This is a genomic window from Catenuloplanes indicus, from assembly GCF_030813715.1.
Taxonomy (GTDB): domain Bacteria; phylum Actinomycetota; class Actinomycetes; order Mycobacteriales; family Micromonosporaceae; genus Catenuloplanes; species Catenuloplanes indicus.
The window spans coordinates 2,940,414-2,957,203 of record NZ_JAUSUZ010000001.1 but is presented as its reverse complement, the minus strand read 5'-3'; the positions used below and the strand labels follow the sequence as shown (position 1 = coordinate 2,957,203).

The following is a 16,790-nucleotide window of genomic DNA, read 5'->3' as shown; positions in this document are numbered from 1 at the left end:
TATCGGATGATGGACCACCCCGGAACCGCTGAGGGGTCGGCACGGGGGAACACGGGCCGGGCGCCGGAGACGGCCGCCCGGCCCGTGCTGGCCCTGGTGCCGCCGCGGAAATCGTCGATGAATCCGGCGCACCCGCGTGGCATGCTCCTTGCCGTGCCCAGCTACCGCCCCGGCCGCTCACCGATGACCCCGGTGCACGCCGAGCCCAGTGACCCGGCGAGCACGTTCGTCGGCCGCGACGCCGATCTGGCCGCGCTGAGCGACGCGCTCGAGCGGGCCCGCGGCGGCGAGACCGCCGTGATGCTGATCGGCGGCGAGGCGGGTGTCGGCAAGACCCGGCTGTGCGAGGAGTTCGGCGCCCGGGCGGCCGGCGACGGCGTGCAGCTGCTCACCGGCCAGTGCCTGGAGCTGGGCGAGGAGGGCCTGCCGTTCGCGCCGTTCGCCGCCGTGCTGCGCGAGGTGCTGCGCCGGGGCGGCACGCCGCTGTTCGCCGGGCACGAGCGGGAGTTCGGGGTGCTGCTGCCCGAGCTGGGCCATCCCGGCGAGTCCGAGGCCAGCCGCGGCTACCTGTTCGACCTGGTGGCCGGCCTGTTCGCGCGGCTGGCGGCGGAGCGGCCGCTGGTGCTGCTGATCGAGGACCTGCACTGGGCCGATCGGTCCACTCGCGACCTGATCGCGTTCCTGATCCGGTCCGCGCGGGCGGCCCGGGTGCTGCTCATCTGCACCTACCGGTCGGACGAGCTGCACCGCGGGCACCCGCTGCGGTCCTATCTGGCCGAGCTCGACCGGGTGCGCGGCGTCGAGCGCCGCGAGCTGGACCGCCTGGACCGGGACGCCACCGCCCGGATCCTCACCCACCTGTTCGGCGCCGAGCCCACCGCCCGCGCGGTGGACGACATCCACGGCCGCGCGCAGGGCAACCCGTTCTTCATCGAGGAGCTGGCCGCGACCGGTGACCCGGCCGGCTGCGCGGTCATCCCGGAGACGCTGCGCGACCTGCTGCTGGCCCGCGTCGACCGGCTGCCGGACGCGGCGCAGCGGCTGCTGCGCATCGCGTCGGCCGGTGGCACCCAGGTCGGCCACGACCTGCTCGTCGAGGCGGCGGAGCTGCCCACCGAGCAGCTGGAGGTCGCGCTGCGCGCCGCGATCGCGGCACAGCTGATGGTCGCGGACCCGGACGGCGGCTACGAGTTCCGGCACGCGCTGGTCCGCGAGGCGGTGCACGACGACCTGCTGCCCGGTGAGCGCGCGCGGCTGCACGCGCGCTACGCCGCCATCATCGAGGCGGAGGCGTCGCTGGTCGGCTCGTCCCGCGCGCCGGCCGAGATCGCCCACCACTGGTTCGTCGCGCACGACCACCCGCGCGCGCTGGTCACGGCGTACGCGGCCGCGAACGCCGCCTGCAAGCGGTACGCCTACGCGGAGCAGAGCCGACTGCTGGAGCGCATGCTCGACCTCTGGGAGCAGGTGCCGGACGCGCCCGCCCGCCTCGGCATGACCCACCTCGACCTGCTGGAGGAGGCGCTGGGCGCGGTCGTCGCGGCCGGTGACTACCACCGCGGCGTCAGCCTGACCCGGGCCGCGCTGGCCGAGGCCGACCAGGACGCGGAGCCGCTGCGCGCGGCCCGCCTGCTGGAGCGCCGCAGCCACCTGCTGCGCACGCTCGGCAAGGGCGACGGCGGCGAGGAGCTGGAACGGGCGCTGGAGCTGGCGATGCGCTGCCCGCCGTCGGTCGCGCGGGTGCACCTGCTGGCCGACATCTCCGGCCACCTGACCAAGACCAAGCGGGAGCGGGGACTCGCGACCGCCGCACTGGTCCGGGCCGCCGCGGAGGACACCACGGACCCGTCCGCCCAGGTCGCCGCCACGCTCGCGCTGGCCCGCATAGCGTGCCGGATCGACACGGTGGACGCGGGCATCGCGGAACAGCGCCGCGCGATCACCATGGCCCGTGCGGCCGGTGACCTGGCCAACCTGGTCAAGGCGATCCTGAACTACTCGGACGCGCTGTTCGAGATCGGCGACTGGGCGGCCAGCGCGCGGACCGCGGAGGAGGGCATGGCCGAGGCGAAACGGGCCGGCATCAGCCGTTCCGTCGGCCTCTACCTGATCTCGAACACGGCGGAGGCGCTGATCGCGCTCGGCCGGTGGGACGAGGCGGACGCGCGCTGCGCCGACACCGCGCGCCTCGACCCGGTCGGGAACCTGGGTGCGCACTGGTCCACGCTGCGCGCGCAACTGTGGCTGGCCCGCGGCCTGCCCGGCGCGGACGACGCGGTGGCCAAGGCGCTCGCCTTCCTCGGCCGGCCCTATCTGGAGGACCAGCTCCGGCTGCCGCTGCTGGAGCTGTCCGTCACGGCGCCGCGGGTGCGCGGCGACGCCGGTGCGTCGCTGGCCGCGGCCCACCTCGCCGCGGCCGACCCGCGCCTCGGCGACTACCCCCGCTACGACTGGCCGCTGGCCGCCGCGATCGCCGCCGCCGCGCGTGACGCCGCCGATGCCGGCCTGGCCGCGCGGGTGGTGTCGCTGACGGCGGGCTGGCCGGCCACCTACCCACCGCAGCAGGCCTACGCGGCCGAGCTGCGCGCGTTGCTCACCGGCCTGGCCCCGGTGGCGTCCCGGTCGCCGGGCACCGGCGTCGCGTTCTCCCCGCTCGCGTCCGCAGGCCTCCCGCCGCACGGCTTCCCCGGCGAGCCCACCGGCCCGGCCGCGAAGCCGGGCGCCGATCCGGCCGCGAAGCCGGACGGGCCGGCGGATGCCGATCCAGCTGCGGCGCCGGCGGCCTGGCGGGTCGCGGTGGCGGCCTGGCGGCGGGACGGGCGGCCGTACAACCTGGGGTGTGCGCTGGTGAACCTGGCCGAGGCCGCGGCTGCGGCCGGTGAGCGGGAGGCCGCGGGCGCCGCGCTGGAGGAGGCCGCGGCGCTGGCCGGTGCGCTGGGCGCCACGCCGCTGTCCGTCGCGGCCGGCACGCTCGCGCGCCGGCTCGGGCTGCGCGGCACCGTCGCCGGCCTCAGCACCGCGATCGCGGCCCCCGGTGTGGCGTCGCTGACCGACCGGGAGCGCGAGGTGCTGCGCCTGGTCGCGGCCGGGCTGAGCAACGCGCGGATCGCGGCCGAGCTCTACATCTCGCCGAAGACGGCCAGCGTGCACGTCTCCCGGATCATCGCGAAGCTGGAGGTGGCGAACCGGGTGGAGGCCGCTGCGGTCGCGCACCGCCTGGGCCTGCTGGACCGGCCCGGGGCCGCCGCCGGGTAATGCGACGGGAAAGCGACCGCGTGGATGGGCGGCGATCTAGGATCGCCTTGGGTAACGTTCGCGTTACCCACTCCTTCGGCCGGAAGGAGTGGTTCACGCCGCGTGGAGGGGCTTTGCCTGCTTCCTGTACGCCAGCCCGCCGGACCCGGCATGAGCCGTGATTTTCGCGAGCTGGGCGGCCGCGACGCGTACGCGTTGCTCGGTCTGGACGAGGGCGCGGACGCGCAGCAGATCAAGCGTGCCTGGCGGGCCATGTCCCGGCTGCACCACGCGGACGTCGGCGGCAGCGACAACGTCCAGTCCCTGCTGAACGTCGCCTACGACACGCTCTCCGACCCGGCGCTGCGCGGCGAGTACGACCGGTACCGGCGCACGGTCCTGCTGGTCGGCGCCGCGCCCGCGCCCGAGCCGCCGCCCGAGGCACCGGCGCACCGGCCGCCGAAGGCCTGGCGGTCACCGCCGGTGCAGGAGCCGGACGACGAGCCCGACGGGTGGGACCGCTGGGACGCCGAGGACGCCGCGCAGCACCGCTTCGAGTCCGAGCCGGAGACGCCGCGCCACGAGGCCGCGGCACCGTCCGGCGCATGGTCAGCGCCGCGCCAGGCCGACCCACGCCGTGACTTCGTCTCCACCGCGCGCCCGGTCGGCTACGACAACCTGGCCATCGTCTCGCTGGTGCTGGCCATCGTGTTCGCACCGGCCGCGCTGGTCACCGCGCCGATCGCGCTGTTCCGGATACGGCGTACCGGCGCGCAGGGCCGCGGCTTGGCGATCACCGCGCTCATCCTGGTCGGCGTCCTCACGATCGCGCTCACCAGCGGCTACGTCATCGGCACCCGCGGCCCGGTGATTGCCCGCTGACCGGTCAGGCGACGGCGGCGGAGCGGGCGTCGAGCGCCTGCTTGTAGAGCCGGCCGGCCCGGTACGACGAACGCACGAGCGGCCCGCTCATCACACCGGCGAAACCGATCCGCTCGGCCTCGGCCTGCAGCTCGATGAACTCCTCCGGCTTGACCCAGCGCTCGACCGGGTGGTGCCGCGGCGTCGGCCGCAGGTACTGCGTGATGGTGATCAGCTCGCAGCCGGCCTCGTGCAGGTCGCGCAGTGCCTGGCTGACCTCCTCACGCTCCTCGCCCAGACCCAGGATCAGGTTGGACTTGGTGACCAGCCCGGCCGCGCGGGCCTGGGTGATCACGTCGAGCGAGCGCTCGTAGCGGAACGCGGGCCGGATCCGCTTGAAGATGCGCGGCACGGTCTCCACGTTGTGCGCGAGCACCTCGGGCCGGGCGTCGAAGACCTCGGCGAGCTGCTCCGGGTTCGCGTTGAAGTCCGGGATCAGCAGCTCGACGCCACAGCCCGGCTGGAGCTTGTGGATCTGCCGGACCGTCTCCGCGTACAGCCAGGCACCGCCGTCCGGCAGGTCGTCGCGCGCCACGCCGGTCACGGTCGCGTAGCGCAGGCCCATGGTGGCGACGGACTCGCCGACCCGGCGCGGCTCGTCCGCGTCGAACTCGGCGGGCTTGCCCGTGTCGATCTGGCAGAAGTCGCACCGCCGCGTGCACTGGTCGCCGCCGATGAGGAACGTGGCCTCGCGGTCCTCCCAGCACTCGTAGATGTTGGGACAGCCGGCCTCCTGGCACACGGTGTGCAGGCCCTCGCGCGAGACGAGGCCGCGCAGCTCCGTGTACTCCGGGCCCATCTTGGCCTTGACCTTGATCCACGGTGGCTTGCGTTCGATCGGCGTACTCGCGTTGCGCGCTTCGATGCGCAACATCCGCCGGCCCTCGGGGGCGGGGTGGCTGCTGCTGGGAATCGCGGTCGCCGTCGGCGGCACGGAGCGCTCGATCGTCACGAAACTCAGCCTACGCCGGGCATTGCGCCCTCACAGGTCCACCGCGACGTGGCTCACGCCCGATCGCGTGTGACGGCGCTCACCACAAACGGCAAACAACCGGTTACCCAATGGCAATCTTCGTTCCGGCATCGCAGGCCCGAAAACGAGCGCACAGAAACCGATAAAACCGCACAGAAAAAGTCAGCAGGCCGCACGGTACGGCCGGGAGCTGCCACCCACCGCAACGGCACCGGGGGCACGCGTGGCGCGTCGTGCCACGGCCGGGTGACGGCGCGCTTGACGTGGCTATTGAAAATGACTATCAGTATTGGAGGTAGGTCACGCACTCCGCTTTCAAGTACACATCGTCGTGTAGGGGAAATTTCGTGAAAGTAGCTTTTGTCGGTAAGGGTGGCAGCGGTAAGACCACGCTCGCCGGGCTCTTCGCGCGCCACCTGGCCGCCGCCGGTGCGCCGGTGCTCGCGCTGGACGCCGACATCAACCAGCACCTGGCCGCCGCGCTCGGCGCCACGGACGACGAGGCGGTACTGCTGCCCGCGCTCGGCGACCACCTCGGCGAGATCAAGGAGTACCTGCGCGGCGACAACCCGCGCATCGAGTCGGCGGCCGCGATGGTCAAGACCACGCCGCCCGGCCGCGGCTCCCGGCTGATCGGCGTGGACCGGCCGAACCCGCTCTACGACACGCTGGTCCGCGACGTCAACGGCGTACGGCTCGCGGTGACCGGCCCGTTCGCGTCCGAGGATCTGGGCGTGGCCTGCTACCACTCCAAGGTCGGCGCGGTGGAGCTGCTGCTGAACCACATGGCCGACGGCCCGGGCGAGTATGCGGTGGTGGACATGACCGCGGGCGCGGACTCGTTCGCGTCCGGCCTGTTCACCCGCTTCGACCTGACGTTCCTGGTCTGCGAGCCGACCGTGCGCAGCGTCGGCGTCTACCGGCAGTACACCGGCTACGCCCGGGACTTCGGCGTGCGCGTGAAGGTGATCGGCAACAAGGTCGACGACGCGTCGGACGTGGAGTTCCTGCGTGCCGAGGTCGGCGACGACCTGGTCGGCTGGATCGGCCGGTCCGCGTTCGTGAAGGCGGCGGAGCGCGGCCGGTTCCAGCCGATCGACGTGCTGGAGCCGGAGAACCGCGCGGTGCTGGCGGACATGCGGACCCGGGTGGACGCGTGCGGCAAGGACTGGGCGACCTATGCGCGGCAGGCCGCGGAGTTCCACCGGCGCAACGCGGCCGCGTGGGCCAGTGACCGGGTCGGCGCGGACCTCACGGAGCAGATCGATCCGGATTTCATTATCAATCCCGCAGGCATCGACGTAGCTCTCCGGAGTTAATAGACTCCCGTGGGTAATTGATCCACGGGCAACACGTGAGGAGAACCGTATGTCCCTCGACGTACCCACCGCCCTGCTCGACCGGGTCGAGCGTGGCGAGGTCGTCAACGACGCCGAGTTCGTCGACGTCGTGCGCCAGTCCCTGCCGTACGCCTGGATGATCGTGTCCGAGGTGGCGTCCCGGTCCGCCGCGAGTGACGGCGAGTTCGAGGACCACGCCGTGCCGCCGCCCAGCGAGCAGGAGCGCGGCCAGCTGCTGCGCGCGCTCGCCAGCGACTCGATCCGCGGCGGGCTGGAGCGTCACTTCGGCGTGAAGCTCGCGTTCCAGAACTGCCACCGGGTCGCCGCGTTCAAGCTCTCGGCGGTCGGCGGCGAGACGTACCAGCGGTTCATCTCGCCGACCGCGCAGATCGCCAACCAGAGCCCCGAGCTGCGCGACTGCTGATGGTCCCACCCGATGCCGGGTCGCCGGTCCGCCGGCGGCTCGGCCTCTTCCTGCTCGGCGCGCACGGGCCCGCGTCCATCCCGGTGCTGGCACGCGCGGCCGAGGACGCCGGGCTGGACGACGTGTGGCTGGCCGAGCACCACTTCACCGCGTACGGCACGCTGCCGTCCGCGACCGTGGCGGCCGGGCACGCGCTCGGCGCCACCCGGCGGATCGAGGTCGGCACGGCCGCGTGCGTGCTGCCGGCCCGGCACCCGGTGGCGCTGGGGGAGGAGGCGGCGCTGCTGCACGAGCTCTCCGGCGGGCGCTTCCGGCTCGGCGTGGCGCGCGGCGGGCCGTGGGTGGACCTGGAGGTGTTCGGCACCGGGCTGCCCCGGCGCGACGAGGGCTTCCCCGAATCGCTGGACCTGCTCCGATCGTGGCTCTCCGGTGCGTACCGGGTCGGCTCCGATCGTGATCTTTTCCGGTTTCGCGAGGTCACGGTGTCGCCGCGGGTGACCATGCCGATCTGGGTCGCGGCCACCTCGCCCGGCACCGCGGCCGAGGCGGCCCGGCGCGGCCTGCCGCTGCTGCTCGGCATGCACGCCGATGCCGCGGAGAAGACCGGCATGCTGGCGCACTGGGCGTCGGTGGCGGCCGCGCACGGCCACGACCCGGCGGACGCCGACCACGTGTCGGTGCATCTGGCCCCGGGGCCGGCGCCGCTGCTGGAGTCGCTGCTCGAACGCACTCGCGACTACGTGCGCATCGACGGCTCGCCGCCCGCGCATCGCGACCTGGACGCCTACGCGGCCCGGCTGCGCCGGATCCACGAGACGATCGAGCCCATTCCGGGGGTACGCCGCACGCTGCTCTTCGTCGAGGCCGCCGGTTCGCTCGACGCGGTCCGCGACACGATCTCCCGACTCCGGCCCGAGGCACGCCCGCAGCCGGTTGCGCGTCCTGCGGGGGAGCCGGTTGCGCGGTCCGAGGCCGGGCCTGGCGTGCGGTCCGGAGCGGAGGCGGCCGCGCGGCTTTGAGCCGGCCCGCAGGGGGCCTGATGACCCGCCTGCGGCGCGGTTCTACGGGCCGCCCGCGGCGTGGTTCTGCTGGCGGCCCGTGGCGTGGTTCTGCTGGCGGCCCGTGGCGTGGTTCTGCTGGACGGCTACAGCGCGGCCTTGATCGCGGCCGGCAGTGTCGGGTGCAGCCACGGGTAGCCGGTCCGGTTCAGCACGCCGGGCAGCGACCGGGTGCCGGTCAGGATCTCGGTGGAGAACTCGCCCAGCGCGGCCTGGATCACGAAGCCCGGCACCGGCACGATCGCCGGGCGGTGCAGCGCGGCGGCCAGCTCCCTGGTGAACTCCGCGTTCGTGGCCGGCGCCGGCCCGTTCATGTTGACCGGCCCGGCGATGTCGTCGCGCTCCAGCAGGAATACGGTCGCGCCCACCCAGTCGGCCAGCGACATCCACGGGATGTATTGCCGTCCGCTGCCGATCCGGCCGCCGAGCCCGGCCTTGAACAGCAGCACCAGCGGCTGCAACAGACCGCCGCGCTTGTCCAGCGGCAGCCCGGAGCGCAGGTAGACGACCCGGACACCGGCGTCCTCGGCCGGGCGGGCCGCGGCCTCCCACACCCGGCACAGGTCGGACAGGAAACCCTCGCCGGGCGGTGCGTCCTCCTCCACCGGGGTGTCGCCGGTGTCGCCGTACCAGCCCTTCGCGGAACCGTTCAGCAGGACCTTCGGCCGCTCGCCCTCGGGCAGACCGGCGATCGCGCGGGCCAGCGTGGCTGTGGTGTCCACCCGGCTGCTGCGCAGCTTGCGCTTGTACGACGCGGTCCAGCGCTGGCCGCCGATGCTGGCACCGGCCAGGTTGATCACCGCGTCCACGCCGCGCAGCGCGGCCGGGTCGAGGTGGCCGGACGACGGCTTCCACGGGATCTGATCGCCGTTCTCCGGTGTGCGCCGGACCAGTTGCCGTAGATCGTGCCCGTCCGCCCGCAGGTGCTCGCGCAGTGCCGTACCCAAGAAGCCTGATGCCCCGGCCAGCAGAATCCTCATGGGTACATCTTTCCCGGAAAAGATCGAGGGCGAACCCCGGCACGCGGCCGGGATCCGCCCTCGGATGTGATCTTTTACAGGCCGAGTTCGCCCTCGAAGTTGCCGGCCTCCAGCCGCTCCTTCATGGTGGTGAGGAAGCGGGCCGCGTCCGCGCCGTCCACGATCCGGTGGTCGTAGGAGAGCGCCAGGTACATCATGGAGCGCGGCACGATGATCTCGCCCAGCTCCGGGTCGTCCACGACCACGGCGCGCTTCACGATCGCGCCGGTGCCGAGGATGCCGACCTGCGGCTGGTTGATGATCGGCGTGTCGAACAGCGCGCCGCGGCTGCCCGTGTTGGTCAGCGTGAACGTGCCGCCGGAGATCTCGTCCGGACCGATCTTGTTGTTCCGGGTGCGCTCGGCCACGTCCGCGATGCGCTTGGCCAGGCCGCCCAGGTTCAGGTCACCCGCGTCCTTGATCACCGGGACGATCAGGCCCTTCGGCGTGTCCACCGCGATCGCCAGGTGCTCGGCGTCGAAGTAGGTGACCGTGCCGGCCTCCTGGTCGATCCGCGAGTTCACGGCCGGGTGCTGCTGCAGCGCCTCGACCGTGGCCAGCGCCAGGAACGGCATGAACGACAGCTTCACGCCGTGCCGCTGCTGGAACGCGTCCTTCACCTGGGCCCGCAGCTTCGCGACCTTGGTCATGTCGACCTCGACCACGGTGGTGAGCTGCGCCGAGATCTGCAGCGACTCGACCATGCGCTTCGCGATCGTGGCGCGGGTGCGGGTCATCTTCTCGGTGCGGCCACGCAGCGGGCTCGGCGCCGGCTTCGCGGCCGGTGCCTTGCCGCTCTCGCTCTTGGCCGGCGCGGCGGCCGGTGCGGGCGTGGCGGCCGCCGCCTTCGCCTTCTCGGCGGCGTCGAGCACGTCCTGCTTGCGGATGCGGCCACCGACGCCGGTGCCGGTCAGCGAGCCGAGGTTGACGTTGTGCTCCGCGGCCAGCTTGCGGACCAGCGGGGTCACGTAGGCGGCCTCGCCCTCCTCGACCGCGCCGTTGGCGGAGACGGCCGGGGCCGGCTTCGACTCCACCTTCGGGGCCTCGGCCTGCTTGGGAGCCTCCGCCTTGGGCGCCGCGGCGGGCGTGGAGGCGGGGGCCTCGGCGGCCGGGGACGGCGTCGCGTACGACTCGGCGGCCGGCTGGGCCGGAGCGGCCGGGCCGGGCTCCGGGGCCTTCTCCGTCTTCGGCGCGGCACCACCGGCGGCGCCGATCACGGCCAGGGCCGCGCCGACCTCCGCGGTGTCGTCCTGCTGGACCTTGATCTCCAGCAGCGTGCCGGCGGCCGGCGACGGGATCTCGGTGTCGACCTTGTCGGTGGAGACCTCGAGCAGCGGCTCGTCGACCTCGACCGTGTCGCCGACCTCCTTGAGCCAGCGGGTGACCGTGCCCTCGGTGACGCTCTCACCCAGCGCCGGCATGGTCACGACCGTGCCCTCGGCGTCGCCCCCGCTCGCGCCGGAGCCCGACGACGGCGCCGGGGTCTCCAGGTTCTCCGGGGTGTCCTCCGAGGTGGACTGCTCGGTGCGCGCCTCGACGGCCGCGTCGTCCGTGTCCTGCTGCCCGGCGTCCGGCGCCGGCGCCGCGGCGGGGGCGTCACCCTCGCCACCGATGACCGCCAGCTCGCTGCCGACCTCGGCGGTCTCGTCCTCGTTCACCAGGATGCTGGTCAGCACGCCGGACGCGGGGGACGGGATCTCGGTGTCGACCTTGTCGGTGGAGACCTCGAGCAGCGGCTCGTCCGCCTCGACCGTGTCGCCGACCTGCTTCAGCCAGCGCGTGACGGTGCCCTCGGTGACGCTCTCGCCGAGCCGGGGCATGGTGACCGATACCGGCATGTCTCAAGACTCCTTAACAAGCAACCGCAACGGTATGTTCACAATCAGGCGTGTGCGTGCAGCGGCTTGCCCGCCAGGGCCAGGTGTGCCTCGCCCAGCGCCTCGTTCTGGGTGGGGTGCGCGTGGACGAGCTGAGCCACCTCGCCCGGGAACGCCTCCCAGTTGTAGATCAGCTGCGCCTCGCCGATCAGCTCACCGACGCGCGCACCGACCATGTGGACGCCGACGACCGGGCCGTCCTCCACACCCACCAGCTTGATGAAGCCGGTGGTCTTGAGGATCTGGCTCTTGCCGTTGCCGCCCAGGTTGTAGTTGTAGGTCTTCACCTTGTCGCCGTACTGCTCGCGGGCCTTCGCCTCGGTCAGGCCGACGGACGCGATCTCCGGGTTGGAGTAGGTGACCCGCGGGATGCCCAGCTCGTCGATGACCGCCGGGTTCTGGCCCGCGATTTCCTCGGCGACGAAGATGCCCTGCTGGAAGCCGCGGTGCGCGAGCTGCAGGCCGGGCACGATGTCGCCGACCGCGAACACGTTCGGCACGTTGGTGCGCAGGCGCTCGTCGGTGAGGACGAAGCCGCGCTCCATCTTGATGCCCTGCTCCTCGTAGCCCAGGCCCTGGGTGCGCGGGCCGCGGCCGACCGCGACCAGCAGCAGCTCGGCCTCGACGACCTCGCCGCCCTGGATGGTGGCGCGTACCCCGTTCTCGGTCTTCTCGACCTTCTCGAACGGCTTGCCGACCTTGAAGTTGATCTTCCGCTTGCGGAACGCGCGCTCGACCGCCTTGGAGACCTCCGCGTCCTCCGCGGCGACCAGGCGGGGCAGCGCCTCGATGATGGTGACCTCGGCGCCGAACGAGCTCCACACGCTGGCGAACTCGACGCCGATCACGCCGCCGCCGAGCACGATCACCGACTTGGGCACGCGGTCCAGCTTCAGCGCGTGCTCGCTGGTGATGATCTTCTCGCCGTCCACGTCCAGGCCGGGCAGGCTACGGGAGAACGAGCCGGAGGCCAGCACGACGTTGCGGCCGACGTAGCGGTTGCCGTTCACCTCGACCGTGTTCGGCGCGACGAGCTTGCCCTCGCCCTCGACCACGGTGATCGACTTGTTGCCGTTCAGCATGCCGGACAGGCCCTTGTACAGCCGGGAGATGACACCGTCCTTGTACGAGTTCACCCCGGCCATGTCGATGCCGTGGAACTCGGCCTTCACGCCGAACTGCTCGGACTCGCGGGTCTCGTCCGCGACCTCGGCCGCGTGCAGCAGCGCCTTCGTCGGGATGCAGCCGACGTGCAGGCAGGTGCCGCCCAGCTTGTCCTTCTCGATCAGGGCCACGGTCAGGCCCAGCTGAACCGCGCGGAGCGCCGTGGCGTAGCCACCGCTGCCGGCGCCGAGAATGACGATGTCGAAGGTTTCGCCGTTCGGCTGGCTCACAGTCAACTCCCAAGTCGCGTCGCTGCATACGACGGTCACACTGTCGTAACGTGCATGGTGCCGTGCCCATCCTGTCACTTGTGGAAGGGGCCCGCGTAGGGAGGTGCCCAGGAACACGTCCCGTGGCAGTACCCTTGCCGTGACGGTTGCGGATATGGGGGACGAACACGGTGGCCTGGTTCAGGCGGCAGAAGAAGGCGAGTGGAGGCTCGGTCGCCCGCGCGGCGCACAACGAAGCCCTGGAGCACCTCACGGCTTTCGTGACCTCGCGAACCGGTGTCGAGGTCTTCATCGAGCCGAAGACGACCGTGACCGAGACCACGGTCATTCTCATAGCTCACGACGGCGAGTGGACCCGCCGGCGCGTCGACTCACCGGAGGGCGCCCGCCGGTTCGCCCACAGGATGGCGATTCCCGTCTACGACATCCAGCTGGTCGGCTATCCACAGCGAATGCGCGATTACAACGAGCGTCGCAAGCGCGCGTCCTCATAGAAAATCTACCGCCGATCAGGGCGTCCCGGTGACGGGACGCCCTGATTCGCTTTCCGGCTGATTCGTTTCCTAGCCGTTCGCGACGACGTCGTCGATCAGCGCGACCAGCGTGCGCACCGGCACGCCGGTGCCGCCCTTGGTCCAGTAACCGGTCGGCTCGCCGGTGTGGTAGCTCGGGCCCGCGATGTCGATGTGCGCCCAGGCCACGTCCTCGGTGACGAACTCGCGCAGGAACACGCCGCCCTGCAGCATGTGCCCGGCCCGGTCCATCCCGGCATTGACCTGCGAGATGTCCGCGACGTCGGAGTCCATGCCCTTGCGCACGTCGTCCGGCAGCGGCATCGGCCAGGCCGGCTCGCCGACCAGCTCGCCCGCGACCTTGACCCGCTCCAGCAGCTCCGGCGTGCCCATCACCCCGGCGATCCGCTTGCCCAGCGCGATCACCTGGCCACCGGTCAGCGTGGACGTCTCGAACAGGTAGTCGGTGCCGTCCGCGCAGGCCCGCGCCATCGCGTCGCCGAGCACCATGCGGCCCTCGGCGTCGGTGTTCAGCACCTCGACCCGCTTGCCGTTGAACATCGTGATCACGTCACCCGGGCGGTACGCCGAACCGGACGGCATGTTCTCCGCGATCGCCAGATAACCGGTCACCGGCACGCCCGGCTTCAGCGCCGCCACCGCCAGCAGCGTGGCCGCGACCGCGGCCGCGCCGGCCATGTCCGACTTCATCTCCCACATGCCCGCGGCCGGCTTGATCGAGACGCCGCCGGTGTCGAACGTGATGCCCTTGCCGACCAGCGCCACCCGCTTCGCGCCGTCGACCGGGTTCTCCGGCGTGTAGCTCAGCTTCACCAGGCGCGGCGGGGCCTCCGAGCCCTGGCCGACCGCGATGATGCCGCCGTACCCGCCCTCGGCCAGCGCGTGCTCGTCCAGCACCTCGACCTCGAGCCCGGCCTCCCGGCCCGCGGCCGCGACCTGCTCGGCGAACCGCGGCGGGCGCAGCTCATTCGGCGCGGTGTTCACCCAGTCGCGGGTGCGCACCACCGAGGCCGCCACCGCGGACGCCCGCGCCAGCGCCGCGACCAGGCCGGGCTCGGCCGCGTCCGGCACCACGACCTGCACGGTCCCGACCGGCTCCCGGCGGCCCGGCTGCGGCTTCGTCTTGTACCCGGCGAACCGGTACGAGCCGAGCACCGCGCCCTCGGCCACCGCGGTCAGCGCGGCCGGGCCGTCCGCGTCGTCCGGCAACGGCAGCGCCAGTGCCACCGTGCCGGCACCGGCCAGCGCGCGGACCGCGGTACCGGCCGCGCGGCGCAGCACCTCCGGCTCCGGCGCGGCGCCGGACGGCTCCGGGCCCAGGCCGACGGCCGCGACGACCGGCGCGGACACCGTGCCCAGCGTTGCGATCTTGGTCACCTCACCGGCGGCACCGCTCGCGCCGAGCAGCCGCAGCGTCTCCGCCAGCCGGCCGTCGAACGCGGCCGTGACGCTCTCCGCGCCACTGGCGATCAGCAGACCGGACGGCTCGTCGTCGCGGCTGTGCACGCCGATCACGACGGCGTCGACGGCAAGCTCGGCGGGGTCGCTGTCCACCAGGTGCAGGGAGGGATTGAGCTGAGTCACTCGGCTACTCCGACTTGTGGGCCGCATGCTGGTGCGCATCCGGCGGTGTGGTCGTCTGCGAGGTGTACCCGCTGGACAACATCATGTCCCGCCGATGCTAACCAGCGGGCCGGTTGGCGGTAAGTTGCCACCCATGAAGAGATCTCCCCTGCACGACCGGCACGTCTCCCGGGGTGCGAAGTTCGCGCCGTTCGGAGGCTGGGAGATGCCTCTGGAGTACGCGGACGGCGGCGTCATCGCGGAGCACACCGCGGTCCGCGAGAACGTCGGCGTCTTCGACGTGTCCCACCTCGGCAAGGCCCGCATCACCGGCCCCGGGGCCGCCGCGTTCGTCAACGCGTGCCTGAGCAACGACCTGGGCCGGATCGGTCCCGGCCGCGCGCAGTACACGCTGTGCTGCGACGACGCGACCGGCGGCGTGGTCGACGACATCATCGCCTACCTGCACGGCGACGACCACGTCTTCCTGATCCCGAACGCGGCCAACACCACCGAGGTGGTGCGCCGGCTCACCGAGGCGGCACCGGCCGGCGTCACCGTGACCAACGAGCACGACGCGTTCGCGGTGCTCGCCGTCCAGGGGCCGGCCTCGCCGGCGCTGCTGGCCAAGCTCGGCCTGGACACCGGTCACCAGTACATGAGCTTCGCCACCGCCACGCTGGCCGGCGCGGACATCATCGTCTGCCGCACCGGCTACACCGGCGAGATCGGTTACGAGCTGGTCGTACCGGCGGCCTCCGCCACCGCGGTCTGGGACGCGCTCTTCGACGCCGACCCCACGCTCAAGCCGTGCGGCCTCGGCGCACGCGACACGCTCCGCACCGAGATGGGCTACCCGCTGCACGGCCAGGACCTCTCCATGGAGATCACCCCGGTCCAGGCCCGTTCCGGCTGGGCCGTCGGCTGGTCCAAGCCCGCGTTCTGGGGCCGCGACGTGCTGCTCGCCGAGAAGGAGGCCGGCCCGCGCCGCGTCCTGGTCGGCCTGGAGGCCCAGGGCCGCGGCATCCCGCGCGCCCACATGCAGGTCTACGCGGGCGACGCCCTGGTCGGCGAGGTCACCAGCGGCACGTTCTCCCCGACCCGCAAGACCGGCATCGCGCTCGCGCTCCTCGACACCGTCCCCGGCACCTCGCTCGGCGACACCGTCCACGTCGACATCCGCGGCCGCCGCACCCCGATGACCATCGTCAAGCCCCCGTTCGTCACCACCTCGGTGCGCTGACCCGAGCCCCGGCCCCCGGCGTCGAGCCGCGGGCCGGGCACTCGCCCCGAAGAAGCGGCCGCTCCATGCCGAGGAGTGGGCCGTCCTCTCGTACGACTGAGTGTGGGCTCAGCGGAGTGCGAGGGTGATCAGGGCGATGGTGGTGGCGAGTTCGAGGCAGGCGCCGAGGATGTCGCCGGTGATGCCACCGAAACGGCGGCGGCACTGGCGTAGCAGCAGCAGGGTGGCGGTCAGGGCCAGGAGCACGGCGAGCGGGCCCTGCCAGGGGCGGGCCGGGACCGCGGCGACCGAGACGGCGGCGGTGGCGGCGGTGGTGACGGCCAACGGGAGCGGCGGGACCGAGTCGGCCACCAGCGCTCCGAGGCCGGTGGGCCGGGCGGCGGGAATCCCGCGGCGGCACGCCCAGGAGATCGCCAGACGGCCGGTGACCCAGGCGGTGATCACGGTGGCGGCCGCGGCGGTGGGTGCGGTGCCGGCGAGCGAGGTCAGCGCCGCGGTCTGGGTGAGTAGCGTGAGGACCAGCGTGGCCACGCCGAACGGGCCGATGTCCGGCTTCTTCATCACGGCCAGGCCCGCCTCACCGGCGCGGTAGGAGCCGAGCGCGTCGACGGTGTCGGCCAGGCCGTCCAGGTGCAGCGCGCGGGTCAGCAGCGTGCCGGCGCCAAGCGTGACGGACGCGGCGAGCAGCGTGGGTGCGCCGGCCGTGCCGAGCAGGACGAACACGGCCGCGAGCAGCGCGCCGAGCGGGATGCCCACCACGGGTGCGACCGACATCGCGACGGCGGCGGTGCGGCGGTCCACGATCCCCACCCGCATCGGTACGACCGTCAGCGTGGTCACCGCAAGCCGCAACCCGTCCCGCAGCACCGCCCACCGCCCGGCCGGTACCACCGTGGCCGGTTCGCCGGTGGCGTGCGCCGCGCGCGCGGGTGCGGCAGGCCCGCCGGCGGACGGGTCCGCGGCGGGCCTGGGCGCTGGATCGGTGTGCGGGGCCGGCAACGGGTCAGCGGGTGGCCGGGGAGTCCGGGTCGCCGGACCGACGCGGGTTGCCGAATCCCGGCAGCCAGGAGTGCGAGTCCTCGTCCGCCTCGGTACCGGTGGCGCGGATGACGGTGGTGGCCTCCGGGTCGTCCGTGGACGGTGCCCGGACCGTGTCGGCCGGAGAATCGCCGGCCGGCGGAACGACGGAGAGGACGGCGGTGCGCTCCGCC

Annotated in this window: 13 protein-coding genes; 7 read left to right on the top strand and 6 right to left on the bottom strand. The window is 72.9% G+C overall.

What is annotated here, in order from left to right:
* Nucleotides 1–153: 153 nt before the first annotated feature.
* Complete coding sequence (locus tag J2S42_RS13185) at nt 154–3,255, top strand: helix-turn-helix transcriptional regulator (protein WP_307238987.1); 3,102 nt, start codon at nt 154–156, stop codon at nt 3,253–3,255.
* Nucleotides 3,256–3,405: 150 nt separating this feature from the next.
* Nucleotides 3,406–4,116: a DnaJ domain-containing protein gene (locus J2S42_RS13180; RefSeq protein WP_307238984.1), complete on the top strand. Its 711-nt coding sequence runs from the start codon at nt 3,406–3,408 to the stop codon at nt 4,114–4,116.
* A 4-nt stretch (nt 4,117–4,120) separates the two neighbouring features.
* Here J2S42_RS13180 and lipA read toward each other — a convergent pair whose 3' ends face one another.
* Nucleotides 4,121–5,107 carry a lipoyl synthase gene (gene lipA / locus J2S42_RS13175; RefSeq protein WP_307238982.1) on the bottom strand — a complete coding sequence of 329 codons (987 nt, stop codon included), beginning with the start codon at nt 5,105–5,107 and terminating at the stop codon, nt 4,121–4,123.
* A 368-nt stretch (nt 5,108–5,475) separates the two neighbouring features.
* Here lipA and J2S42_RS13170 point away from each other — a divergent pair, with 368 nt between their 5' ends.
* The 3 genes from J2S42_RS13170 to J2S42_RS13160 are packed head-to-tail and all read left to right on the top strand — an operon-like array spanning nt 5,476 to nt 7,911.
* Nucleotides 5,476–6,447: an ATP-binding protein gene (locus J2S42_RS13170; protein WP_307238980.1), complete on the top strand. Its 972-nt coding sequence runs from the start codon at nt 5,476–5,478 to the stop codon at nt 6,445–6,447.
* 49 nt (nt 6,448–6,496) lie between these two features.
* Nucleotides 6,497–6,892, top strand: coding sequence for an SCO5389 family protein (locus J2S42_RS13165; RefSeq protein ID WP_307238978.1), 396 nt, complete (start codon nt 6,497–6,499; stop codon nt 6,890–6,892).
* Nucleotides 6,892–7,911 carry an LLM class flavin-dependent oxidoreductase gene (locus J2S42_RS13160; protein ID WP_307238976.1) on the top strand — a complete coding sequence of 340 codons (1,020 nt, stop codon included), beginning with the start codon at nt 6,892–6,894 and terminating at the stop codon, nt 7,909–7,911. Before J2S42_RS13165 ends, J2S42_RS13160 begins: the two co-directional genes overlap by 1 nt.
* Before the next feature lie 125 nt (nt 7,912–8,036).
* Here J2S42_RS13160 and J2S42_RS13155 read toward each other — a convergent pair whose 3' ends face one another.
* The 3 genes from J2S42_RS13155 to lpdA all read right to left on the bottom strand — a co-directional run bounded on the left by J2S42_RS13155 (nt 8,037) and on the right by lpdA (nt 12,279).
* Nucleotides 8,037–8,930 (bottom strand): TIGR01777 family oxidoreductase, encoded by an 894-nt coding sequence (locus J2S42_RS13155; RefSeq protein WP_307238974.1) that lies wholly within the window; start codon nt 8,928–8,930, stop codon nt 8,037–8,039.
* A 74-nt stretch (nt 8,931–9,004) separates the two neighbouring features.
* Nucleotides 9,005–10,807, bottom strand: coding sequence for a 2-oxoglutarate dehydrogenase, E2 component, dihydrolipoamide succinyltransferase (sucB, locus tag J2S42_RS13150; protein WP_307238972.1), 1,803 nt, complete (start codon nt 10,805–10,807; stop codon nt 9,005–9,007).
* A 44-nt stretch (nt 10,808–10,851) separates the two neighbouring features.
* Nucleotides 10,852–12,279 (bottom strand): dihydrolipoyl dehydrogenase, encoded by a 1,428-nt coding sequence (gene lpdA / locus J2S42_RS13145; RefSeq protein ID WP_307238970.1) that lies wholly within the window; start codon nt 12,277–12,279, stop codon nt 10,852–10,854.
* 131 nt (nt 12,280–12,410) lie between these two features.
* On the opposite strand from lpdA, the gene J2S42_RS13140 reads away from it, so the two are divergent.
* Nucleotides 12,411–12,734: a hypothetical protein gene (locus J2S42_RS13140; RefSeq protein WP_307238968.1), complete on the top strand. Its 324-nt coding sequence runs from the start codon at nt 12,411–12,413 to the stop codon at nt 12,732–12,734.
* A gap of 69 nt (nt 12,735–12,803) precedes the next feature.
* Here J2S42_RS13140 and J2S42_RS13135 read toward each other — a convergent pair whose 3' ends face one another.
* Nucleotides 12,804–14,357 (bottom strand): leucyl aminopeptidase, encoded by a 1,554-nt coding sequence (locus tag J2S42_RS13135; protein ID WP_370879172.1) that lies wholly within the window; start codon nt 14,355–14,357, stop codon nt 12,804–12,806.
* Nucleotides 14,358–14,490: 133 nt separating this feature from the next.
* On the opposite strand from J2S42_RS13135, the gene gcvT reads away from it, so the two are divergent.
* Nucleotides 14,491–15,579 (top strand): glycine cleavage system aminomethyltransferase GcvT, encoded by a 1,089-nt coding sequence (gcvT, locus tag J2S42_RS13130; protein ID WP_370879171.1) that lies wholly within the window; start codon nt 14,491–14,493, stop codon nt 15,577–15,579.
* A 108-nt stretch (nt 15,580–15,687) separates the two neighbouring features.
* Here the strand turns inward: gcvT and J2S42_RS13125 are convergent, their stop codons facing one another.
* Complete coding sequence (locus J2S42_RS13125; protein WP_370879389.1) at nt 15,688–16,395, bottom strand: adenosylcobinamide-GDP ribazoletransferase; 708 nt, start codon at nt 16,393–16,395, stop codon at nt 15,688–15,690.
* Nucleotides 16,396–16,790 lie beyond the last annotated feature (395 nt).